This is a genomic window from Corallococcus caeni (genome assembly GCF_036245865.1).
Taxonomy (GTDB): Bacteria; Myxococcota; Myxococcia; order Myxococcales; family Myxococcaceae; genus Corallococcus; species Corallococcus caeni.
In genome coordinates this window covers 1,413,362-1,434,152 of record NZ_BTTW01000001.1, presented here as the reverse complement: position 1 = coordinate 1,434,152, position 20,791 = coordinate 1,413,362, and the positions used below count along the sequence as shown (strand labels likewise).

The 20,791-nt window shown below is 71.6% G+C and carries 23 protein-coding genes; 20 read left to right on the top strand and 3 right to left on the bottom strand.

The annotated features are described in order from the left end of the window. Window position 1: 1 nt before the first annotated feature. Together AABA78_RS05715 and AABA78_RS05710 are read right to left on the bottom strand one after the other, a co-directional pair. On the bottom strand, window positions 2-1,012 hold the full coding sequence (locus AABA78_RS05715) for a DUF2157 domain-containing protein (protein ID WP_338261971.1): 1,011 nt from the start codon (window positions 1,010-1,012) through the stop codon (window positions 2-4). 49 nt (window positions 1,013-1,061) lie between these two features. Beyond that, the gene (locus tag AABA78_RS05710; RefSeq protein WP_338261970.1) at window positions 1,062-2,042 is read right to left on the bottom strand and encodes an alpha/beta fold hydrolase; all 981 of its coding nucleotides are present in this window, start codon (window positions 2,040-2,042) and stop codon (window positions 1,062-1,064) included. 115 nt (window positions 2,043-2,157) lie between these two features. Between AABA78_RS05710 and AABA78_RS05705 the strand changes: the two genes are divergently transcribed. The 9 genes from AABA78_RS05705 to AABA78_RS05665 all read left to right on the top strand — a co-directional run bounded on the left by AABA78_RS05705 (window position 2,158) and on the right by AABA78_RS05665 (window position 11,227). Continuing rightward, window positions 2,158-3,147 carry an AAA family ATPase gene (locus tag AABA78_RS05705; protein WP_171417174.1) on the top strand — a complete coding sequence of 330 codons (990 nt, stop codon included), beginning with the start codon at window positions 2,158-2,160 and terminating at the stop codon, window positions 3,145-3,147. Between the two features lie 24 nt (window positions 3,148-3,171). Further along, complete coding sequence (locus tag AABA78_RS05700) at window positions 3,172-4,053, top strand: DUF58 domain-containing protein (RefSeq protein ID WP_171417172.1); 882 nt, start codon at window positions 3,172-3,174, stop codon at window positions 4,051-4,053. Continuing rightward, window positions 4,050-5,054 (top strand): hypothetical protein, encoded by a 1,005-nt coding sequence (locus AABA78_RS05695; RefSeq protein ID WP_338261969.1) that lies wholly within the window; start codon window positions 4,050-4,052, stop codon window positions 5,052-5,054. Before AABA78_RS05700 ends, AABA78_RS05695 begins: the two co-directional genes overlap by 4 nt. Then, window positions 5,026-6,039: a vWA domain-containing protein gene (locus tag AABA78_RS05690; RefSeq protein WP_253895289.1), complete on the top strand. Its 1,014-nt coding sequence runs from the start codon at window positions 5,026-5,028 to the stop codon at window positions 6,037-6,039. Before AABA78_RS05695 ends, AABA78_RS05690 begins: the two co-directional genes overlap by 29 nt. After that, window positions 6,039-7,094, top strand: a complete 1,056-nt coding sequence (locus tag AABA78_RS05685) for a VWA domain-containing protein (protein WP_338262375.1) — start codon at window positions 6,039-6,041, stop codon at window positions 7,092-7,094. Before AABA78_RS05690 ends, AABA78_RS05685 begins: the two co-directional genes overlap by 1 nt. Next, the gene (locus tag AABA78_RS05680; protein ID WP_338261968.1) at window positions 7,091-8,110 is read left to right on the top strand and encodes a tetratricopeptide repeat protein; all 1,020 of its coding nucleotides are present in this window, start codon (window positions 7,091-7,093) and stop codon (window positions 8,108-8,110) included. Before AABA78_RS05685 ends, AABA78_RS05680 begins: the two co-directional genes overlap by 4 nt. Continuing rightward, window positions 8,094-9,974 (top strand): BatD family protein, encoded by a 1,881-nt coding sequence (locus AABA78_RS05675; RefSeq protein WP_338261967.1) that lies wholly within the window; start codon window positions 8,094-8,096, stop codon window positions 9,972-9,974. Before AABA78_RS05680 ends, AABA78_RS05675 begins: the two co-directional genes overlap by 17 nt. Next, window positions 9,971-10,696, top strand: coding sequence for an SH3 domain-containing protein (locus AABA78_RS05670; protein WP_171417163.1), 726 nt, complete (start codon window positions 9,971-9,973; stop codon window positions 10,694-10,696). The genes AABA78_RS05675 and AABA78_RS05670 overlap by 4 nt, the downstream gene beginning before the upstream one ends. A 129-nt stretch (window positions 10,697-10,825) precedes the next feature. Continuing rightward, a complete protein-coding gene (locus AABA78_RS05665) occupies window positions 10,826-11,227 on the top strand; it encodes a response regulator (RefSeq protein WP_338261966.1) in 402 nt (133 codons plus the stop codon). A gap of 17 nt (window positions 11,228-11,244) precedes the next feature. On the opposite strand, the gene AABA78_RS05660 is transcribed toward AABA78_RS05665, so the two are convergent. Further along, entirely contained in the window at window positions 11,245-11,577 is a 333-nt protein-coding gene (locus AABA78_RS05660) for a PilZ domain-containing protein (protein ID WP_120523302.1), read from the bottom strand. Window positions 11,578-11,803: 226 nt separating this feature from the next. Here AABA78_RS05660 and AABA78_RS05655 point away from each other — a divergent pair, with 226 nt between their 5' ends. The 11 genes from AABA78_RS05655 (at window position 11,804) to AABA78_RS05605 (ending at window position 20,791) form a co-directional block, all read left to right on the top strand. Then, window positions 11,804-12,301 carry a hypothetical protein gene (locus tag AABA78_RS05655; protein ID WP_338261965.1) on the top strand — a complete coding sequence of 166 codons (498 nt, stop codon included), beginning with the start codon at window positions 11,804-11,806 and terminating at the stop codon, window positions 12,299-12,301. Window positions 12,302-12,313: 12 nt separating this feature from the next. After that, entirely contained in the window at window positions 12,314-12,802 is a 489-nt protein-coding gene (locus AABA78_RS05650; RefSeq protein ID WP_338261964.1) for an ATP-dependent helicase HrpB, read from the top strand. Window positions 12,803-12,817: 15 nt separating this feature from the next. After that, window positions 12,818-13,633: a flagellar M-ring protein FliF gene (locus tag AABA78_RS05645; RefSeq protein WP_338261963.1), complete on the top strand. Its 816-nt coding sequence runs from the start codon at window positions 12,818-12,820 to the stop codon at window positions 13,631-13,633. A gap of 7 nt (window positions 13,634-13,640) precedes the next feature. Continuing rightward, window positions 13,641-14,120 carry a hypothetical protein gene (locus tag AABA78_RS05640; protein WP_338261962.1) on the top strand — a complete coding sequence of 160 codons (480 nt, stop codon included), beginning with the start codon at window positions 13,641-13,643 and terminating at the stop codon, window positions 14,118-14,120. A 228-nt stretch (window positions 14,121-14,348) separates the two neighbouring features. Then, window positions 14,349-15,404 carry a type III secretion system cytoplasmic ring protein SctQ gene (gene sctQ, locus AABA78_RS05635; RefSeq protein ID WP_338261961.1) on the top strand — a complete coding sequence of 352 codons (1,056 nt, stop codon included), beginning with the start codon at window positions 14,349-14,351 and terminating at the stop codon, window positions 15,402-15,404. Next, on the top strand, window positions 15,401-15,886 hold the full coding sequence (locus AABA78_RS05630; RefSeq protein ID WP_338261960.1) for a flagellar biosynthetic protein FliO: 486 nt from the start codon (window positions 15,401-15,403) through the stop codon (window positions 15,884-15,886). Before sctQ ends, AABA78_RS05630 begins: the two co-directional genes overlap by 4 nt. Beyond that, window positions 15,883-16,608: a type III secretion system export apparatus subunit SctR gene (sctR, locus tag AABA78_RS05625; protein ID WP_338261959.1), complete on the top strand. Its 726-nt coding sequence runs from the start codon at window positions 15,883-15,885 to the stop codon at window positions 16,606-16,608. The genes AABA78_RS05630 and sctR overlap by 4 nt, the downstream gene beginning before the upstream one ends. Before the next feature lie 4 nt (window positions 16,609-16,612). Next, window positions 16,613-16,882, top strand: coding sequence for a flagellar biosynthetic protein FliQ (locus AABA78_RS05620; protein ID WP_171417147.1), 270 nt, complete (start codon window positions 16,613-16,615; stop codon window positions 16,880-16,882). After that, the gene (locus AABA78_RS05615) at window positions 16,879-17,673 is read left to right on the top strand and encodes an EscT/YscT/HrcT family type III secretion system export apparatus protein (RefSeq protein ID WP_338261958.1); all 795 of its coding nucleotides are present in this window, start codon (window positions 16,879-16,881) and stop codon (window positions 17,671-17,673) included. Before AABA78_RS05620 ends, AABA78_RS05615 begins: the two co-directional genes overlap by 4 nt. After that, the gene (locus tag AABA78_RS05610) at window positions 17,670-18,716 is read left to right on the top strand and encodes an EscU/YscU/HrcU family type III secretion system export apparatus switch protein (RefSeq protein WP_338261957.1); all 1,047 of its coding nucleotides are present in this window, start codon (window positions 17,670-17,672) and stop codon (window positions 18,714-18,716) included. The genes AABA78_RS05615 and AABA78_RS05610 overlap by 4 nt, the downstream gene beginning before the upstream one ends. Beyond that, a complete protein-coding gene (locus AABA78_RS05605; RefSeq protein WP_338261956.1) occupies window positions 18,716-20,791 on the top strand; it encodes a flagellar biosynthesis protein FlhA in 2,076 nt (691 codons plus the stop codon). The genes AABA78_RS05610 and AABA78_RS05605 overlap by 1 nt, the downstream gene beginning before the upstream one ends.

Below are 20,791 nucleotides of genomic sequence, written 5' to 3'. Positions count from 1 at the left end.
GTCAGGTCTCCTCCGAAACGCCCGTGGCCTGCGACTCGTGGCGCAGCCAGTACACCGCCAGCCCCACCTCGCCAATGAGCACCAGGGGCAGGATGAAGAGGGTCAGCTCCTCGGCGTGCGTCACCTTGACGAGGAAGTAGCCCACCGCCGTGGTGACGAGCGTGATGACGCACACAGCGCCCACGGTGAGCAGGAACAGCTCGCCATGCAGGTGCCGGTGCAGGGCGTAGATGGCGACCAGCCCCCCGAGCACCAGCGGCAGCGACACGCCGACGACGAGCGTGCGGTCGTACTCACTGACGATGAACAGGATGCCCAGGCCCACCAGCGGCCCCAGCGCCATGAGCGACAGGACCCGGGGCATCCACCGCCCCCGGAGCCAGGACACCTTCTGGTTGGCGAAGTGCTCGTAAGTGGCCCAGGCGAACCCGTTGAGCAGCCCCAGCACCAGCGCCAGCCCCTCCTCATGCGAGCCGAGGCGCGCCATGCGCTGGCCCCAGAAGAGGATGACGCCCGTGTTCACGAGCACGAGCTGGAGCATCCACAGCGGCGTGAAGCGCGCCAGCGCCACCCACGGCAGGATGAGCACGCCCCAGCCGATGAACAGCTCATACGGATCCGCGCCCGTCTGGTACGCCTGCCCGTACACGGCGAGCAGCGGGCCTACCAGCACCGCGGCCGCGAGCAGCGAGAACTGTCCCGCGGGCCGGTCCCCCAGCCGCCATGCGCCCACGGCCGCACCGGCGATGCCCAGGCAGACGAGGCCCAGCTTCGCGAAGCGCCCCAGCTCCGCCCAGTTGAAGGCGAAGAAGTACACCACGCCCGCCAGCACCAGCAGCGAGCCCAGCGCCATCAGCGTCGTGGACAGGAACGCGCGCCACGCGGGCCTCGCGGGCGTGGCGACCGCCAGGTGCAGCGCGCGCCCGTACGCGTCCGGGGCCAGGATTCCGGCGTCCGCCAGCGCGTGCAGCCGCTCCGGCGTCGCCTCCAAGTCGAGGAAGTCTTTCGGCACGGCGGAGGACTGTACCCGGTTCAGGTGACGCGGGGGACGCCGCGCCCGCTCAATGGCCGGGGGGCTCCTCGCCCAGGAAGGTCTTCAGCTCGGGGAGCACGCGCTCGGGGTGCTCCAACTGCGGACTGTGTCCGCAGTCCACGCGCAGCACGCGGGCCCGGGGAAACTCCCGCGCGGCGTCGTCCGCCAGGGAGACGGGCAGCGTCTCGTCGCGCTCACCCCAGACGAGCAGCACGGGGGCCTTCACCTCGCCCAGCCGTTCGCGGCGGTGGAACACCGGGCCCGTCAGCGGCACCAGCGCGTTGAAGGCCTGCGTGGCTTCGGGCCTCCCGCCGGGCACGCTCAGCAGCTCGTAGCCCAGCGCGCCCAGCTTCTCTCCCAGCGGCGTCGGCGGAGGCGGCAGCATCCGCGCCATCGCCCACGGCCCCAGGTTGCGCGCCAGCCGCTCCGGCCCCGCGCGGAAGAAGAGGCGCGACGGCCCGGGCATCTCCGGCCCCAGCCCCATCGCGTCCACCAGCACCAGCCGCTCCACCGGCACCGTGCCGCGCAGCGCCAGCTCCAGCGCCACCAGTCCGCCCAGCGAGTGGCCGACCACGGACACCGGCCCCGGCGCCAGCATCCCCAGGGCCTCCTCCACAGGCCCGGTGAAGAAGCGCACCGCGTCCTCCGCCGACCGCACGCGCACGTCCGCCGGGGTGGACTGTCCAAAGCCGGGCAGGTCCAGGGCCAGCACCCGGTGGTGCCGGGCCAGCACCGTCAGGTACGGGAACCAGTGGGTCGCCGCGTTCCCACGCCCGTGGAGGAAGACGACCGTGGACCGCGCGCCATCGGGAGGACCCCCCTCCAGGATCCGCACCGCGCCGCCTCCGGGGAGCCAGTGCACCTGGGGCACCACGGCCGGGGCCAGCTGGGCCAGGAGCCCCGTCTCCACCGGGCCCACGGGGGGCGTGGCGCCCGGGGCGCCGGGGCGGCCGGCGGCGTCCCAGCGAGGGGGGAGGGCGGAGCGGCGGGGCGGGGGCGGGCGGGACATGGGAGATGACCCTTTACGGGACGGGGCGGCTTGACGGAATGTCCGGCTTACAGCGGTGTTGAGCCGGACGCCCGGGAACCCTAGGCTGCCCGCCGCCCAGGCCGACAGAGGGGACATGAACACCGACATCCGCGCGCTCACTGAACGCGTGCAGCAGGAAAGCAGCTTCGTCGAGGTCCTCAACCAGGAGACCGGCAAGGTCATCGTCGGGCAGCGGTACATGCTCGAACGCATCCTCATCGGCCTCTTGTGCAACGGCCACGTCCTCCTGGAGGGCGTGCCCGGACTCGCCAAGACGCTGACCGTGCGCACCGTGGCGGACTCGCTCAGCGCCACCTTCATGCGCGTGCAGTTCACCCCCGACCTCCTGCCGGCGGACCTCGTCGGCACGATGATCTACAACCAGCAGACGGCCGCCTTCACCGTCCGCAAGGGGCCCATCTTCGCGAACATCGTCCTCGCGGACGAAATCAACCGCGCCCCCGCCAAGGTCCAGTCCGCCCTCCTGGAGGCCATGGCCGAGCGCCAGGTCACCATCGGCGACCAGACCTTCGGCCTGCCCTCGCCGTTCCTGGTGCTGGCCACCCAGAACCCCATCGAGCAGGAGGGCACCTACCCCCTCCCCGAAGCGCAGGTGGACCGCTTCATGCTCAAGGTGAAGGTGGGCTACCCGACCCGTGATGAGGAGAAGGTCATCATGGACCGGATGTCCGGCGGCTCGTCGCCCAAGGCCCAGCGGGTCATCGCGCTGGAGCACCTGGTGCGCGCGCGCGAGCTCGTCCACAGCATCTACATGGACGAGAAGGTGAAGGAGTACATCCTCAACGTGGTGTTCGCCACGCGTGAGCCCGCGCGCTACGGCCTCAAGGACCTGGCGGACTACATCCAGTTCGGCGCCTCGCCGCGCGCCACCATCTCGCTGGCCCAGGCGGCCCGCGCGCACGCGTTCCTGCGCCACCGCGGCTTCGTCACCCCGGAGGACGTGAAGGCCATCGCCTTCGACGTGCTCCGCCACCGCATCGCGATGACCTACGAGGCGGAGGCCGAGGAGCTCACTCAGGAGAAGATCATCCAGCGCGTCTTCGACCGCGTGGAAGTCCCCTGAGAAGGCCCCGGTAAGAGCGCGCCCGTGCTGCCCAAGGACCTCATCCGCCGCATCCGCAAGCTGGAGATCCGCACCCGCAAGGTGGTCTCCGACATGCTGGCCGGCCAGTACCACTCGGTGTTCAAGGGCCGCGGCATGGCCTTCTCCGAGGTGCGGCAGTACCAGCCCGGCGATGAGATCCGCTTCATCGACTGGAACGTCACGGCGCGCATGAACGAGGCCTTCATCAAGGTCTTCACCGAGGAGCGCGAGCTCACGGTGATGCTCCTGGTGGACGTGTCCGCCTCCAACGAGTTCGGCTCCAAGGACCGCACCAAGGCGGAGGTCGCCGCGGAGGTCGCCGCGCAGATCGCCTTCAGCGCCATCGCGAACAACGACCGCGTGGGGCTCATCCTCTTCTCGGACCGGGTGGAGAAGGTCGTCCCGCCGCGCAAGGGCCGCATGCACGTCTTGCGGCTGGTGAGCGACATCCTCACCTTCAAGCCGAAGGGCCACGGCACGGACCTGTCCGCGGGGCTCACGTACCTGACGCAGGTGTCCAAGCGGAAGGCCGTGACGTTCCTCGTGTCGGACTTCATGGCCACGGGCTACGAGAAGCCACTGCGCCTGGTGGGCCGCAGGCACGACCTGGTGCCGGTGGTCATCGAGGATCCGCTGGAGCAGCGCTTCCCCAGCCACGGCCTGGTGGAGATGGAGGACCCGGAGACGGGCGAGCGCTTCGTCGTGGACACCAGCTCCACCGCCGTGCGCGGGAAGTTCATGCGCGCCATGCAGGCCCAGCGCGACGAGCGCCGCAAGCTGTTCAAGAAGCTGGAGCTGGACCACGTGGAGCTGCGCGCCGGGGATGACCACGGCAAGGCGCTGGCGAACTTCTTCCGCGCGCGGGCCCGGAGGATGGCGGCATGAGACGCGCGCTCGTCCTCGCGGCCGTCCTCCTCGTCAGCGCTCCGGCCGCGTGGGCCCAGGCCCCGGTCCCGGCTCCCGGTGCACCCAAGGCCCCCGTCGCGCTGGAGCCGGTGTCGCCCACGGGCGCGTCCGCGCGGGTGGAGCCGGAAGAGGTGCGCATCGGCGAGCCCTTCACCTACCAGGTGACGCTCACGCACCCGAAGGACCAGCGCTACGAACTGGTGGCGCCCACGGGTGAGAGCGCCGTGGAGCTGCTCCAGCAGACGCGCCAGCGCCAGGACAACGCGAACGACGCGACCACGACGTTCGGCCTGCGCTTCTCCGCGTTCGAGCTGGGCAGCGTGCAATTGCCCGACCTGACCTTCGACGTGGCGACGCCGGAGGGGCCCCGCCGGTTCGTGCTCAAGGGCAAGGCGGTGGAGGTGGCCTCCTCGCTGCCGCCGGACGCGCAGGGGCAGGGCGCGGAGCTGTTCGACTACCAGCCTCCGCAGGAGGTGCCCATCCGTTCGTGGACGCTGCTCTACGCGCTCGCGGCGGCGCTGGCGGTGGGGCTCGCGGCCTGGATGCTGGTGCGCTGGTGGCAGCGCCGTCCGAAGCGCGACAAGGTCGTTCCGCTGCTGCCCCTGGACGTGCGCGTGCGTCAGTCGTTGGACGCGCTCAAGCGCGAGGACCTGCCCGGCCGCGGCCACGTGAAGGACTTCTATTTCCGCCTCTCCGAAATCGTGCGCGGCTACCTGGGCGAGCGCTACGGCTTCGAGGCCCTGGAGTGCACGTCGTCCGAACTGATGGCGTCCCTGCGCCGGCTGCCCACCCCGGGCCTGCCGGAGGACGCGCTGATGCGCTTCGTCTCCGAGTCGGACCTGGTGAAGTACGCCCGCGCCGACGCGTCCCCCGAGTCCTGCAACCAGGCGCTGGCCTTCGGCTACGACCTGCTCGCCAGAACGTACGTTCCTCCCGCTCCCCCCAAGCCCGATGCTGCCCCCGGACCTCGCGTTCAATAACCCGGAGGCGCTCTGGGCCCTGCTGCTGGCGCCGCTGCTGCTCGTGCTCGCCTACTGGGAGCGCAAGCGCCGCGCCACGCTGCGCTTCTCCGCCGCGCACGTCTTCGCGAAGGGCGGCCGGGGCTTTCGCACGTACCTCCTGCCGCTGCTCCCCGTCCTGCGCGCCGCGGCGGTGATTGCCGCGGTGGTGGCCATCGCCCGGCCCCAGTCGCGCGACTCGCGCGTGCGGGATTTGTCGGTGGAGGGCATCGACATCGTGGTGGCGCTGGACCTGTCCACGTCCATGGAGGCCGGCGACTTCCGTCCGCAGAACCGCCTCAACGTGGCGAAGGAGGTGCTGTCCGACTTCATCACCGGCCGCGTGAACGACCGGATGGGCCTGGTGGTGTTCTCCGGCGCCGCGTACACGCAGTCGCCGCTGACGCTGGACTACGGCGTGCTCAAGGAGGTGCTCAAGCAGCTGCGCACCCGTGTGCTGGAGGACGGCACGGCCATCGGTGACGCCATCGCCACGTCGCTCAACCGCCTGCGCGACTCGGACGCGAAGAGCCGGGTGGTGGTGCTCATCACCGACGGCGACAACAACGCCGGCAAGATCTCCCCGCTGGACGCGGCGAACATGGCCGCGTCGCTCCACATCCCCATCTACACCATCCTCGTGGGCAAGGGCGGCAAGGTGCCCTTCCCGCAGGGCACGGACCTGTTCGGCAACACCGTGTGGCGTGAGACGGAGATCCCCATCAACCCGGAGCTGATGCAGGACATCGCGGACCGCACCGGCGGCGAGTACTACCGCGCCACCGACCCCGAAGGCCTCAAGCAGGGCCTGCAGAAGGTGCTGGACGCGCTGGAGCGCTCGAAGCTGATGGAGGGCGGCGCCAGCGCCACGTACAAGGAGAACTTCCACCCGTTCCTGCTGGTGGCCTTCGGGCTGGCCGCGCTGGAGCTGCTGCTGCGCGCCACCTTCCTGCGGGTGTTCCCATGATGCCCACGCTGGAGGCATGGCGCTTCACGCTGCTGGGCTACCAGGTGGGCCTGGCGCAGCCGCTGTTCCTGGGGCTGGCGCTGGTGGGCGTGCTGCTGGGGGTGCTCGCGCTGCTCAAGGCGATGGGCCGCAGGACGCGGCTGTCGGCGCTCATCGCGGAGCGCCACGTGGCGACGCTCGCGCCCGGCGTGTCCGTGTGGCGGCCGGCGGTGCAGGGCGGCCTGTATGGGCTGGGCCTGATGCTGTTCGGGCTCGCGCTCGCGCAGCCCCAGTGCGGCACGAAGAGCGAATTGACGAAGCGCCGGGGCATCGACGTGGTGGTGGCGCTGGACGCGTCCAAGTCCATGCTCGCGCGCGACGTGCAGCCCAGCCGGCTGGACCGCGCGCGGCTGGAGCTCAACACGCTGCTGGACGAGCTGAAGGGCGACCGCGCGGGCTTGGTGGTGTTCGCCGGGGATGCGTTCGTGCAGTCGCCGCTCACGTCGGACTACTCGGCGGTGAAGCTGTTCCTGCGCGCGGTGGATCCGGACGTGATGCCCCAGGGCGGCACCAACGTGGGCGCGGCGCTGAAGCTGGCCAAGCAGGTGCTGGACAACGCGGACCGGGGCTCCAAGGAGCGCGTGGTGGTGCTGCTGTCGGACGGCGAGGACCTCACGGGCGAGGTGCGCGAGGCCACCGACGCGCTCAAGGACGCGCACGTCCAGGTGCTCGCGGTGGGCGTGGGCTCGGATGCCGGTGAGCCCATCCCCGTCTACGACCGGCGCGGCGAGTTCGTGGACTACAAGAAGGACTCCAACGGCGACACCGTCATCACGCGCCTTGACCGGGCGGGGCTCACGGCCATCGCGGACGCCACGGGCGGCGCCTTCTTCTACCAGCCCAACGGCGTGGCGATGGGGCAGGTGGTGGAGCGCATCGATCAGCTCCAGAAGAGCGAGCTGGAGAGCCGCGTGACGGTCCGCTACGACGAGCGCTTCCAGCTGTTCGCCATCCCCGGGCTGGCGCTGCTGGTGCTGGGCATGGCGCTCATCCCTTCGCGCCGGAGGGCCGCATGAGCGCGCGTTCGATGCGGCGGCGCGCGGCGCGCGCGATGGCGGTGGGCCTGGCGGGACTGCTGGCGCTGCCGGGGCCCGCGTGGGCGGTGGGGCCGCTGGAGAAGGACCACCCGCTGGTGCAGCGCGGGCGCGAGGCCTACGCGGCGGGGCGCTACGAGGACGCGCTCCGCGACTTCGAGGCCGCGAAGAAGGAGCGGCCGAATGATCCGACGGTGGAGTTCAACCGCGCGGACGCGCTGGCGAAGCTGGGCCGCTCGGCGGAAGCGCGCGAGGCGTTCAAGCAGGTGGCGGAGTCCTCGCGCCAGCCCGACCTGGCGCAGAAGAGCTGGTACAACCTGGGCAACCTCGCGGCCACGGCGGGCGACCGCGCGGAGGCGCTCAAGTCCTACCGCAAGGCGCTCACGCTGGACCCCACGGATCCGCAGGCCCGGCACAACTACGAGGTCGTGCTGCGCGACCTGCCGCCGCCCCAGAACGGCCCGGATGGTGGCACCGACGGAGGCCAGGACGGCGGCAACGACGGCGGACGTCCGGACGCGGGCGAGGACGGCGGCCAGAAGGGCGACGGCGGCACCCCGCAGGACGGAGGCCAGGACGGCGGTCCGGATGGCGGCGCTGACGGAGGCGCGGACGGCGGTGCGCCGGATGGCGGTCAGGACGGCGGCGCGGATGGTGGCGGCGGTGACGCCGGGCCCGGTGATGGTGGGGCGGATGGCGGCTCGGATGGCGGGCAGCAGGATCCGAACCAGAAGGGCGACGGCGGCGCGGATGGCGGCGCCGACGGAGGCCAGGACGAGGGCGAGGGCGACTCGCGCGACGGCGGCGCGGACGGCGGCAGCGAGGGTGAAGAGGACACGGAGTCGAACCCGCGCGACGGCGGAAGTTCGCCGGGCGACGTCGACCGGCAGGAAGCCGAGCGGCTGCTGGATGCGATGAAGCAGAACGAGAAGAATCTCCAGCTCTGGCGTTTCCAGCAGAAGAAGAAGCAGAGGAAGCCCAATGAGAAGGACTGGTAGCGGGCGCACGGCGCTGCTCGCCGTGCTCGCCCTCCTGGCCACGGCGCCGGCGTGGGCGGCGGACATCGAGTTCTACCAGACGGTGGACCGCACCGAGGTGGGCACCGACGACACCTTCAAGCTCACCGTGGTGGTGGTGGACGCGCCGTCCAACGCCCAGGTGCGCCTGCCCGAGTCCAACGACTTCGAGGTGCTCTCCTCGTCGCGCGGCAGCCAGCGCTCCATCTCGCTGTCCGGCGGTGGCCCCGCCGTCATCCAGGACATCACCCGCCACGAGCTGCTCATGCGCCCGCTGCGCGCGGGCAAGCTCACCCTTCCGCCCTCGACGCTGACGGCGGGCGGCCGCACGTACCGCACGGACGCCGTGCAGCTCACCGTGCGCGAAGGCCACTCGGGCAACGCGCCCCAGGCGCAGCAGGGCGGCCGGAACGCGTTGCCGGATCCGTTCCGCAACTTCCGCAACATGCCGGATCCGTTCGGGGACGACGACTCGGACCTCAACGACGACGAGCCGGTGATTCCGCGCGGGGACTCGGACCTGTTCCTGCGCGCGAGCCTGGACCGGGACGACCTCTACGTGGGCGAGCAGGCCACGCTGTCGCTCTACATCTACTCGCGCGTGGACCTGTCCAGCGTGGACGCGGTGACGATGCCCAAGCTGGAGGGCTTCTGGACTGAGGAGGTGGAGAGCCCCACGCAGCTCACGGGCGAGCAGAAGGTGGTGGATGGCATCCCGTATCGCGCGTACCTGCTGCGCCGCCGCGCGCTGTTCCCGGTGAAGTCCGGCACGCTGCTCATCACCCCCGCGGAGGCGGACATCACCACGGGCTTCCTCTTCGCGGGCCACCGCGTGCACCGCGTCTCCAACGGCCTGAAGGTGAAGGTGCGGCCGCTGCCGTCCGGTGCGCCGCCGAACATGTCCAACGCGAACGTGGGCTCGTGGCGCATGTCGCTGGATGTGTCGCAGACGCGCGTGGAGCTGGGGCAGCCCATCACGGTGAAGGTCATCCTGGAGGGGCAGGGCAACGTGAAGAACGTCACCCCGCCGAAGCTCACCGGCCCGGCCGCGCTGAAAATCTACGAGCCGACGACGACGGACCGGCTCACGCCCAACCGCAACCGCATCCAGGGCCGCCGCGTGGTGGAGTACCTGGTGATGCCGCAGCGCACGGGCACCTTCACGCTGCCGGAGCTGCGCTTCCCCTACTTTGATCCGTCGCGGCGCCAGTACGAGACGGCGCGCACGGACCCCGTCACCATCACCGTGGAGGCGGGGGCGGGCGGCGTGTCCTCGCTGCCGTCGGCGATGACGCCCGCACAGGTGGCGGACGCGGCCAACGAGCAGAAGAACGTGCTCACCACGGGAGGGCTGCGCCCGGTGCGCGCCCAGGCCCGGTTCGTGGGGCCGTCGCAGCCCGTGTGGATGCGGCCCTTCTTCATCGCGGGCGTGCTGACCCCGCTGGGCCTGCTCGCGGGCGTGGCGTTCATCGGCGGCCTGCGCGGCCGGCTGGCCACCCGCTCCGAGGCGGGCCGGGGCCGTCAGCAGGCGAAGGCCGCGCGCAAGCGGCTGGCGGAGGCGGAGAAGCTCAAGGCGGGCGCGGACGCGGGGGCCTTCTACGTGGAGGTGGAGAAGGCGATGGTGGTCTTCCTGGAGGCGCAGCTCGGCTTCCCCGTGGGCGGGCTGACGCGCGAGGCGCTCGGGGAGAAGCTGGCGGCGGCGGGCGTGGACGCGGAGCGGCGCGCGCGCGTGCTCTTCGTGCTGGAGGCGTGCGACCTGGGCCGCTACGGCGGCGGGGTGGAGCCGGGCGAGCGGCGCAAGGTGCTGGCGACCGCGGCGGCGGTGATGGAAGGCTGGGCCGGATGAGCGACGCGGCGACGCAGGGCTACTACACCGCCGAGGAAGCGGAGGCCGTCTTCCAGCAGGCCAACGACGCGTACGGGCGCGAGGACTACGCCACCGCGCAGGCCCACTACGAGAAGCTCATCGCCCACGGCTTCGGCGGGCCGGACGTGCTCTACAACCTGGGCACCACGCACCTGGCCCGGGGCGACCTGGGCCGCGCGGTGCTGGCGCTGGAGCAGGCCCGGAAGCAGGGGGGACGCGCCGCGGACCTGGAAGCCAACCTGGCCCTGGCGCGAGCGCGGCAGGTGGACAAGGTGGTGGGTGCCGCCGCGGACGAGGCCTTCCTCCCCCGGCTGGCGGCGGCCACGGACGGCGCGGCGGTGGCCTGGGTCTTCTTCGTCGCGTGGCTGGTGGGCTTCGCGCTGCTGCTCTTCCGTCGCGTCTTCCCCTCGCTGCGGCGCACGGCGGTGGCCGTGGTCGCGGGCCTCTGCCTCACCGCGGCGGTGCCAGCGGCGATGCTCCTGGCGGCGCACATCTGGGTGCACCAGAACGTGCATGAGGCCGTCGTGCTGTCGCCCACGCTGGTGGCGCGGGAGCTGCCCCGCTCGGAAGGACGCTCCCTCTTCGAGGTGCACGCCGGCCTGAAGGTGCAGCTCCTGGAGGAGACGGGGAAGTACGTGCGCATCCGCCTGCCCAACGGCCTGGAGGGCTGGGCCGAGCGCGACGGCGTCGCCGAAATCTAGGCGGGGCCGGAGCGACCCCTGCCGGCGGGAAAACCGGCGGTGGACCGCTTTCGTACAGAGGGGCTGCCGGCAGGCGTCGCATCGCTGGACGTCGCCAGGGCAATGGCCTACGAGGGGCCCCGAGGAACCATGGCTGGCAACGCGCAGGCACCCTTCCACATCCTCCTCGTCGAGGACGAGCCCGTCATCCGCGAGCTGGTGCGCTCCATGTTGAGCGACGGCGCGGTGGACGTGGTCTGCGCGGCCAACGGCATCGAGGGCCTGAAGCTGGCCCGCGACCGGACCTTCCACCTCATCCTGATGGACGTGGTGCTGCCGCAGCTGGACGGCGTCTCCGTGTGCCGCATCCTGAAGAGCGATCCCATCACCGCGAAGGTGCCGCTCTACATGCTCACCGCGAAGGCGAAGAAGGCGGACGTGGAGAGCGCGACGCAGGCGGGCGCGGACGGCTACATCCACAAGCCCTTCCGCGGCGCGGAGCTGATGGACCTGGTGGAGCGCTTGCGCGCGGCCCGCACGGCCGCGGACTGACGCCCCACCGGAAGGCCTTACGGCAGGTGCGGATGGAGGAAGCGGGCCAGGGCGATGAGGTCGTCCCAGTCCAGCTCGCCGAACTCCAGCGCGACGCCGTCCACTTCCCGGCGGCGGATGGTGCACATGGTGACGAGCTCGCGGTCGCCCGGCAGCGGCAGGGCGATGGTGAGCGCGCGCTGCGAGTCCGCCGGGTGCGCCTGGAGGAACAGGCCGTTCATGGAGATGTCGCGCGCCTGCGCCGTCACGGTGCGGCCCGACAGGAGCACCTTCACCTGGAGACGCGCTTCGACGCGCGGGTGGTAGCGCTCGCGCTCGTTCGGACGGGGGCCGTTGGAGGGGGTCATCATCGGGTGCTCACCTTCAAGTGCGACAGGACGCGACAACTGTGAAGCAGGTTGGCGCGGAGGCAAGTTTTCGAGTCTTGCCCTGCCGTCCCGCGCCGTGGACCCGGCGCGAGCGCGCCAGAGACGCCTGACGCGGATGCAACGGAGCGCGCCCCTGTCGTTTCAGGGGGTTGGGTCCTGGCATGGACGGTGGAGGGCAGCCCCGGCGAATCCCTGCCGGAGGCACCCCTTGGAAGACCGTCGCATCCCGTCGTTGAGCATCGCCCCCTCCATCGAGCGCCAGACGCCGAAGACGGAGTTCGGCCCCACGTTGGCGCGAGCGGCGCGCGAGGTGGTGCGCACGGGCGCGGGGCTCGTGGGCGGCATGCTGCCGTCGGGCGCCATCTCCAGCGCGGTGGTGTCCACGCTGGCCGGCACGGTGTCCGCGGCGGTGCCGGCCGAAGCGGTGTCGTCGGTGCCCGCGACGGGAGGTGCCTCCGCGATGTCGGCGCGCGCGAGCGCGGCGGGGCCGACGGCCGGGACAGGCGCCGCGACGACGGGGCAGGGGGACGCGTGGGACCTGCTGGAGGCGCAGAAGCTGATGGCCGCGGACGGCCAGAAGTTCAACATGGCCTACATCTCGCTCCAGAACGCGATGCAGAAGGAGAGCCGCGAGCACAACGCCCTCTCCAACATCATGAAGGTCCGCCACGACTCGGCGAAGGCCGCCATCAACAACATCCGCTGAGGCGCGTTCGCGATGGCCATCGACAAGTTGGGAGCCGTGGGTGGTGCGGGCCCTTCGCCCGCGGTGGAGTCCGGCAGGGAGACCTTCGGCAAGGTGCTGGAGGGCGTGCGCGAGCCCGCGTCGCGCCCCGTGCCGGTGACGACGGAGGGGCCGCCGAAGCCGGTGCGGACGCCCACCGAGGCCACCGCCGGCACGGCGCGGGCGGACGGCGTGGAGAGGGCGAAGGCGGGCTGCGCGGAGGTGAAGCCGGGCGCCCGCGTGGATTCAGTCCAGGCGGCGCGGAGCCAGCAGGCGGTGGAGGTGCTGGACCGGGTGGGGCAGGCGCAGCAGCGGCTGGACCACATCCTGAAGCTCGCCGAGTCCGGCCGCACGTTCAGTCCCTCGGAGTTGCTCGCGCTCCAGGCCCACGTCTACCGCGCCAGCCAGGAGCTCGATCTCGCCGGCAAGGTCGTCGAGAAGGCCACCGGCGGCGTCAAGCAGGTCCTCCAGACCCAGGTGTGAGGAGTTCGTCCTTCCATGCGTTCCGCTCCCCTTCGTTGTCTCTGTTTCCTCCTGCTCCTGGGCGCCTCCGCGTGCCGGGAGCGCATCCAGCACGGCCTCGACGAGCGTCAGGCCAACGAACTGCAGACGGTGCTCGTCGAGCGGGGGCTCGACGCGCGCAAGGTGCCCGAGCCGGGCAAGAAACCCACCTGGGCCATCGAGGTGTCGGACGCGCAGTCCTCGGACGCCGTGCGCATCCTGGCGGAGCTGGGACTGCCCCGGCTCGCCGCGGAGACGGGCTGCGACGTGTTCGGGGGGAGCGGGCTCGTGCGCTCGCCGCTGGAGGAGCAGGTCTGCCGCGTCCGGGGGATGGAGCGCGAGCTGGAGAAGACGCTCCAGACGGTGGACGGCGTGCTGCTTGCACGGGTGCACCTGGTGGTCCCACCTCCTCCGAGGCCCGGTCAGGCTCCGACGCCATCGAAGGCCTCGGCCATGCTGCGCGCGGCGCCCGGCGGCGCGACGCGCGTGCGCAAGTCGGCGGACACGCTGCGTGAGCTCATCGCGGGAGGCGTGGAAGGGCTGTCACCGGAGGCGGTGTCGCTGCTGGTGGATGAGGTGACGACGCACGTGGAGTCGCCGTCCCCGAAGGGGGGACCCGTGCCGCTGCGGCTGCGGGTGGTGCTCGCCCTGCTGGGAGTGCTGGTGACGGGGCTGTCCGGCGCGCTCGTCTGGACGACGCTGCGCTGGAGGCACTTCCAGACGCTGGCGGAGCAGCCCCCGGCGGCACCGCCGGCTCCGCCCACGCCCGCGCGGCCGGTGGTGACACCGGGTTCCACGCGCAAGCTGGCCTGAGCGCGCCATGGAAGCGACACGCGTGGGACGGGCGATGCGCATGGCCCGGAAGCTCCTGCCATCGCGCAAGGAAGCACCCCAGGCCACGGTGGCGGACGTCACGCTGCCCGCGCTGTCCCTGCCCCTGGAGCGCATCGCGCTGGTCGTCTGTGTCCTGGCGCGGGAGCGTGCCGCGGAGCTGCTGGGCGGCCTGGTGGACGCGGAGGCGGGGAGGGCGCTGCGCCACCTGGAGCGCTTCGCAGCCATGCCCTCCGCACAGCGGCAGGCCAAGGTGTCGGTGGAGTTCGGCGAGCGGACGGACGCCGCGAACAGGTTGGCCCTCTTCCTGGAGGCGGCGCCCGAAGCCCTGCGCCAGGAAGCCCTGCGCGGGCTTCCGCCGTATCACCGCAGCCGGTTTCCCCAATGGGAACCGAGCACATCGCAGTCGGAGGTCACACCGGCCCTGACCGCCCTGGCGGAGCGGCGCATCCGTGAAGCCCTGCGCTGAGTGTCCCTGGGCGTGGAGGGCCATCCCGACGACGGACCTCCACCTCCCGCCAACAGCCTGATTCCACGAGCGGTCCCCCTGGCCACGGCCATGCACAGGGGACGTGTGTCCATCGCCGTCTCGGAGTTCCGGATGCAAACGACGAATCCAGTCAGAGCCCACAGCGCCGCGAAGAAGCCCACGCGGCCTTTCCGCCCGGGGACACGCCGGCTGACGCGTGCGCATCTGATGCTGGGACAGCGGCCCCAGGTGGGACGTTGGGGCGCCGAGCTCCTGCGTGACGTGGGCGCGGCGCTGTCGCGGGACCTGGGCGCGGCGGTCAAGGTGGAGGGGCATCTGGTGCAGGCGGCGGTCCTGCCGGAGCGCGAGCTGGCGGTGGGAATGGTGTTCGCGCTGGTGGAGCTGTCTGCGGTGGGTGGCACCGCCATCGTGGAGCTGGAGGTGCCCTGGGTCTTCTCGGCGCTGGCGAGGCTGGCGGGGACGGGACTGCGGCCAGCTCCCGTGGCGGAGCTGACGCGGTTGGAAGAGTCCACGCTGGTGTACCTGTTGCTGTCCGCCCTGGCCGCGATGCGCGGGCAGGGCGAATGGGTGCGAAGGCTGGGGCCTCGTCTGTCCGCGGTGTCGATGCGGCGCGCCGACGTGGTCACGCGAGTCGACCCGAGACAGCCCTATGTGGCGGTGTTGCTGACGGCAACAGTGGAGGGCGCGACGGTGGGGGGCCGGGTGCTCCTGCCCGCCCGTGCCCTGCAGACCGCGTTTCAGGAGCTGCCCACGGAGCCAGGAGGCGCGCTCGTGCCCCAGGTGCTGGCGGCATCGGTGCCCGCGCGCTGCCTCGTGGGACGCAGTCCCTTGCAGGCCTCGGCGGTGGATGCGTTGGCCGCGGGAGACGTCGTGCTCTTCGAGGGCGTGCGTCTCCGCGACGGCCGCGTGGAGGGAATGGGACAGCTGATCACCCGGGGCTTCGCGCTCCGGGGCGAGTTTCTCGCGGACGGTTTTTCGACAGGGAGCGTGCACTCGCACGCGGCCCGACTGGAGTCGGACATGGCGACGAACAAGCGGAGCGAGGCGATGCCTCCGCTCCCGGTGGATGTGGAAATCGAGCTGACGCGGTTGCTGTTGCCCTTGTCGGAGCTGGCGGCGCTGAAGCCGGGGACGTTGCTGCCCCTGCACGTGAATGCGAGCAGTCCCGTGCTGCTGCGCGTGGGCGACCGAGTGGTCGCGCGTGCGGAGTTGGTGGAGATCGAAGGCGAAGTGGGCGCCCGCATCCTGGCGTTGCTGCCGTGATCGCACCGGTGAACACGTTGCTGTCCTCCTTCTCTCCCCGCGGCCGACTGCTGCTCGCGTCGGCCCTGCTGGTCGGGTTGGCGACGCTCGCGCCCCTGGGTGAGCTGTCGCTGGTGGGCACCTCGCGCCTGCTCGTCGGCTCGATGGCCCTGGCCGGGCTGGGCTGGGTGTTGCTCCGCAAGGGATGCGCGGCGGGGAGCGGCGATGCCACCGCTCCGGCGCCCCTGAGCATCGTCTCCCGGACGGGGCTTTCGCAGCGCTGCGGCCTCGCGCTCGTGGAGGCGGAGGGACGGCGTTACCTCGTGGCCTACGGCGACACCTTCGCGCAGATCCATGAGACCCGCGCCATGGCGGTCCTGCCCGGGGCCATGCCCAGGGCCACGGTGAAGCCTCGGGTGGACCTGGAGCCGACGGTGCTCTTTCCCCGTGCGCGACAGGCCCAGGTCGCGTGTGGCGCTTCCCGGAAGCGGGGTGGGGGATGAAGGCCCTCGGATTGGGATGCGGTGTGTTCGTTCCCGCGATCGCGTCCGCCGCGGAGCCCTCCCTGGCGCAGGCCTCCTATGCCGGCAGCCCGCTGGCGATGATGGGGATGCTCGCGCTCCTGTCGCTGCTGCCGTTCGCGGTGCTGATGCTGACGAGCTTCTCGAAGATCGCCGTGGTGCTCTCCCTGGCCCGCTCGGCGATGGGCACGCAGCAGGCACCGCCGACGGTGGTGCTGACGGGGCTCGCGGTGGTGCTGACGGGGCACATCATGGCGCCGGTGATGGAGCGCATGTACGACGCGGGACAGGCGGCGTACGACGAGGTGCACTCCGGAGCGCAGGTCCTCTCCGCCGCGAGGCAGGTGACGGAGCCCCTGCGCGGCTTCCTCACGAAGCACGGCAGCCCCGAGGAACGGGCCCGCTTCGTGGACCTGGCCCGCGAGCTGCGTCCTCCGGAGGAGGCGGAGCAGGTGCATGAGACGGACCTGTTCGTCGTCATCCCGGCCTTCGTCATCACCGAGCTGAAGGAGGCCTTCCAGATTGGCTTCATCGTCTTCCTGCCCTTCCTGGTGCTCGACATGGTCGTCGCCAACGTGTTGCTCGCGCTGGGCATGCAGACGTTGTCGCCGGGGCAGGTGAGCCTGCCCTTCAAGATCCTCCTCTTCGTCGCCGTGGATGGTTGGGCCCTGCTCGCGCGGGGCCTCATCCTTGGTTACCGGTGACACCGTGACCCAGGACGTCCTGCTCACCCTGGGGCGTGAAGCCCTGCTGTTGATGGTGGTCGCCTCGTTGCCGCCCATCGGCGCGAGCTTGCTGGTGGGCTTCTTCATGAGCCTCTTCCAGGCGACGACGCAGTTGCAGGAGAGCACGCTGTCGGTGGTGCCCAAGTTGTGCGCGGCGGTGCTGTCCCTGGTGCTCGCGGGCCCGTGGATCGCCGGTCAGCTCACGCGCTTCACCCAGCAGGTCCTCATGCTCATCGCTGAGGTGGCGCTGTGAACCCGGACGCACTGGGTGAACAGTTCATCCTCCTGGGGCCGCACGTTGTCGCGGTGGCGCTGTGCGCGGCCCGGCTCGTGCCCATCGCGTTCCTCTGCCCATTGCTGGGAGGCCAGGCCGCGCCCACGACGGTCCGCCTGGGCTTAGTGCTCGCGCTGTCGCTCTTCCTGCACGTCGAAGCAGGCGTGGAGTTCAGCGGCACGGTGGAGACGCCGGTGGTGATGGCGGCACTCGTGGTGCGCGAGCTGGCCTACGGTGTCTCCGTGGGGCTCGTATCCGCGCTGCCCTTCGATGCGGCGAGGATGGGAGGCCGTTTCATCGACCTGTTCCGGGGATCCTCCGCGGAGGCGAACCTGCCGCTGGCGGGAAGCCGCGAGTCCGCCACGGGAGACGCGCTGTACCACCTGCTGGTGGCGAGAGTGGTCTCGGGAGCGCTGTTCCCGGTGGTCATCTCGGCCCTGCTGCGAGGCTTCGGGGTGGTTCGGCTGGGGGCCTTCGTTCCCACGGAAGCAGCCACCCTGCACGTGGTGGTGATGGTGGGCGGCGCCATGGCCACGGGGCTCGCGGTGGGGGCCCCGGTGGCCGCCGCGTCGCTCGCGGTGGATTGCTTCCTGGGCATGGCCTCCCGGGCCGCGGCACAGGTGAACCTCCAGGAGCTGGGCGCCCCCCTGCGCATCCTCGGGGGCGGCGCGTTGCTCTGGCTGGGCGTGGGGCTGTTGTGTGAGCGGCTGCTCGCGGGCGTGGCTTCGACCGAGGGTGCGCTGGCGCTGCTGGGCGAGGTCTCGCGATGAGCGGCGAGAAGACGGAACAGCCCACCGCGAAGCGACTGCGGGAGGCGCGGCGCAAAGGCCAGCTTCCTCGCAGCCGGATGTTGTCCTCCAGCGCGACGACGCTGGGCGGACTGTTGGGCTTCATCGCCTTCGCACCCGAAGGCTTCGCGCGGCTGAGGGACTGGACCGCGCGGTTGATGCTGGAGCAGACCCTCGCGGGTGCCTGGGAAGAGGGGGCCTGGGTCGCCGCGCGGCTGTGCGGCCCCGCGTTGGGCGGTGCCCTCATGGCCTCGCTGGTGGTCTCCGTGGCCACCGTGGGCTTCGAACTCGACGCGCGCCATGCCGCGCCGAAGCTCGAGCGGATCAATCCCGCCGCGGGCCTCAAACGCCTCTTCAGCGTCCAGCCACTGGTCGAGCTGGGCAAGGCGCTGCTCGTAGCGGCGCTGCTGGCCCTCATCGTCTGGGATGAAGTGGAGACGGTCGGCCCTGATGCCCTGCGGGCCGCGTGGCTCGATGGCACCCGGGGACTGGAGTTCCTCGTCGGCCGGCTGGCCCTGCTGGTGACGCGACTGGCGTGGGTGGTGCTGGGGTGCGGCGCCGTGGACTACGCGCTCGCCCGGCGCAGGCACCGGCGCGAGCTGATGATGACCCGCGAGGAAATCAAGCGGGAGCACAAGGAGAGCGAGGGCGACCCGCGCCACAAGGGGCAGCGGAAGGCCCTGCATCGCCAACTGGCGCAGGGCGGTCCGGCACGCGGAGTGCAAAAGGCCACCGCCGTGATCGTCAACCCCACGCACATCGCGGTCGCGCTCCGCTACGACGCGGGCGAATGCGACGCGCCCTACCTCGTGGCCAAGGGCCGCGAACAGGACGCGCTCGCGCTCAAGGAGGAGGCGCGCCAGCAGGGCATCCCCGTGGTCCGGGACGTGCCGCTGGCCCGCAGCCTCATCCACTTCGACGTCGGAGAGTCCATCCCCGAGGAGCTGTACCAGGCGGCGGCCGTCGTGTTGCGGACCGCGATGGAGCTGCGCGAGCCGGACGACCGTCCACGGAGACAGACGTGATGCACCCACTCATGAAGGTCCTGCTGAAGGCCCGTCAGTCCTCGGACGTCGTGCTCGCGGTGGCGATGGCGGCGGTCCTGGGAGCGCTCATCATCCCGCTGCCGGCGTGGCTCCTCGACGTGGGGCTCGCGGTGAACCTGGCCGCGGCGGTGGCGCTGCTGGTCGCGGCGTTGAACGCGAAGGACGCGCTGCGGGTGACGTCGTTCCCCACGTTGCTGCTCTTCACCACGCTGTTCCGGCTGTCGCTCAACGTGTCGTCCACGCGGCTGGCGCTCTCGGAGGGCCACGCGGGTGAGGTCATCCAGGCCTTCGGCGAGTTCGTGGTGCGAGGCGACTACGTGGTGGGCGCGGTGGTGTTCGCCATCCTCACGCTGGTGCAGCTGCTGGTGGTGACCAAGGGCGCCGAGCGCGTCGCGGAGGTGTCCGCCCGCTTCACGCTGGACGCGATGCCCGGCAAGCAGATGTCCATCGACGCGGACCTGCGCGCGGGCGCCATCGACCAGACGGTGGCCCGGCGGCGACGTCGCGACCTGGAGCGCGAGTCCCAGATGTTCGGCGCCATGGACGGCGCGATGAAGTTCGTGAAGGGCGACGTCGTCGCGGGCCTCGTCATCGTCGCGGTAAACCTGCTGGGCGGCACCCTCATCGGCGTGTTGCAGAACGGCCAGTCCTTCTCGGAGGCCGCCGCCACCTTCGCCCTCATCGCCATTGGTGACGGGCTCGTGTCCCAGGTGCCTTCGCTGTGCATCGCGGTGGCCGCGGGCCTCGTCGTCACGCGGGTGGCGTCGGAGAAGGAGGAGGACTCGCTCGGGGCGGAGATCGGCTCCCAGTTCTTCGGTGACTTCCGCACGCTGGCCACCGTCGCGGGCCTGTGCGTCGCGCTGGCCTTGATGCCGGGCATGCCGCACATGACCTTCCTCGTCCTGGCTGCGGGCCTCGGAGGGCTCGCTTATGCGCTGCGGCGCAAGGGCCAGGCGCCGGAGAAGGCGCAGTCGAAGGACGGGGCTTCCACCGGGGCGGCGGTGCCGGCCGGAGCCGCGGGCAAGCCTCCCGAAAGCGCGAAGGCACCGGTCGGGGTGACGCCGCTCACGCTGGACCTGTCCGCGCAGCTGACGCCGCTCGCGGAGGCCGACGGAGGCGCCTTCGTGCACACGGTGCTGAACGCCGTGCGCGACGAGCTGTTCTTCGAGCTGGGCGTGCGCATCCCCGGCATCCGGGTGCGGACCCACGCCGCCTACCTGGGGCCCGGCGAGTACCGCATCCTCCTGGACGAAGTGCCCGCCGGTGGCGGCGTGGTGCAGCCTGGAGCCCTGTACGCGCTCGTCCCTCCCGGCGAGCTGGCCTTCCTGGAGGTCCAGGCGGAGGCGGCCGTGGAGCCCGCCAGCGGACGTCCCATCAGCCGCGTGGGGGAGGGGGCCCGCTCCCGGCTGGAGCTGGCCCAGGTGCCGCTGCGCAAGCCGTCGGAGCTCATCGCGGACCACCTGCGGGCCGTGCTGCGCCTGCGCGCCTCCGCGCTGCTGGGGCTCCAGGAGGTGCAGGGGCTGCTGGAAGGGCTGGAGGCCCAGGCTCCCGTGCTGGTGAAGGAGGCGCTGCAGAAGGTGCCGCTGCCGCTGCTGGTGGATGTGCTGCGGCGGCTCGTGCAGGAGCAGGTGAGCATCCGCGACCTGCGCGCCATCCTGGAGGCGCTCGTGGCGCCCACCACCGAAGGGGATGCCACCGCCCTGGCCGAGCGCTGCCGTCAGGCCCTGCACCGCTACCTGAGCCACCAGTTCGCGCCCACGGGCCCGCTGTACGCGTACCTGGTGGATCCGGAAGTGGAGGAGGTGCTGCGCGCCAGCGGCCCCCGGGGGCCCACGCCGGATCCGGAGCGCATCATGGAGATTCTGGAAGGGGTGCGGCACATCGCCAACGGGGGCCGGGCGGTGCTGCTCACGGCCCCGGACATCCGCCGCCCGCTGCGCAAGCTGTGCGAAGGCCCGTTCCCGGACGTGGCGGTGCTCACCTACGGCGAGCTGGACGGGGATCTGCAGATTCGCCCCATCGGCCGGCTGGCGCCGGTCGCCGTGGGGCGGTGA

What these genes read in the sequence shown, in the direction of transcription:
- AABA78_RS05645 (WP_338261963.1), top strand. Translation starts at nt 12,818, where the DNA reads ATGCGTTCCGCTCCCCTTCGTTGTCTCTGTTTCCTCCTGCTCCTGGGC.
- AABA78_RS05680 (WP_338261968.1), top strand. Translation starts at nt 7,091, where the DNA reads ATGAGCGCGCGTTCGATGCGGCGGCGCGCGGCGCGCGCGATGGCGGTG.
- sctQ (WP_338261961.1), top strand. Translation starts at nt 14,349, where the DNA reads ATGCTGGGACAGCGGCCCCAGGTGGGACGTTGGGGCGCCGAGCTCCTG.
- AABA78_RS05660 (WP_120523302.1), bottom strand. Translation starts at nt 11,577, where the DNA reads ATGATGACCCCCTCCAACGGCCCCCGTCCGAACGAGCGCGAGCGCTAC.
- AABA78_RS05610 (WP_338261957.1), top strand. Translation starts at nt 17,670, where the DNA reads ATGAGCGGCGAGAAGACGGAACAGCCCACCGCGAAGCGACTGCGGGAG.
- AABA78_RS05685 (WP_338262375.1), top strand. Translation starts at nt 6,039, where the DNA reads ATGCCCACGCTGGAGGCATGGCGCTTCACGCTGCTGGGCTACCAGGTG.
- AABA78_RS05695 (WP_338261969.1), top strand. Translation starts at nt 4,050, where the DNA reads ATGAGACGCGCGCTCGTCCTCGCGGCCGTCCTCCTCGTCAGCGCTCCG.
- AABA78_RS05710 (WP_338261970.1), bottom strand. Translation starts at nt 2,042, where the DNA reads ATGTCCCGCCCGCCCCCGCCCCGCCGCTCCGCCCTCCCCCCTCGCTGG.
- sctR (WP_338261959.1), top strand. Translation starts at nt 15,883, where the DNA reads ATGAAGGCCCTCGGATTGGGATGCGGTGTGTTCGTTCCCGCGATCGCG.
- AABA78_RS05670 (WP_171417163.1), top strand. Translation starts at nt 9,971, where the DNA reads ATGAGCGACGCGGCGACGCAGGGCTACTACACCGCCGAGGAAGCGGAG.
- AABA78_RS05705 (WP_171417174.1), top strand. Translation starts at nt 2,158, where the DNA reads ATGAACACCGACATCCGCGCGCTCACTGAACGCGTGCAGCAGGAAAGC.
- AABA78_RS05675 (WP_338261967.1), top strand. Translation starts at nt 8,094, where the DNA reads ATGAGAAGGACTGGTAGCGGGCGCACGGCGCTGCTCGCCGTGCTCGCC.
- AABA78_RS05605 (WP_338261956.1), top strand. Translation starts at nt 18,716, where the DNA reads ATGCACCCACTCATGAAGGTCCTGCTGAAGGCCCGTCAGTCCTCGGAC.
- AABA78_RS05640 (WP_338261962.1), top strand. Translation starts at nt 13,641, where the DNA reads ATGGAAGCGACACGCGTGGGACGGGCGATGCGCATGGCCCGGAAGCTC.
- AABA78_RS05665 (WP_338261966.1), top strand. Translation starts at nt 10,826, where the DNA reads ATGGCTGGCAACGCGCAGGCACCCTTCCACATCCTCCTCGTCGAGGAC.
- AABA78_RS05690 (WP_253895289.1), top strand. Translation starts at nt 5,026, where the DNA reads ATGCTGCCCCCGGACCTCGCGTTCAATAACCCGGAGGCGCTCTGGGCC.
- AABA78_RS05650 (WP_338261964.1), top strand. Translation starts at nt 12,314, where the DNA reads ATGGCCATCGACAAGTTGGGAGCCGTGGGTGGTGCGGGCCCTTCGCCC.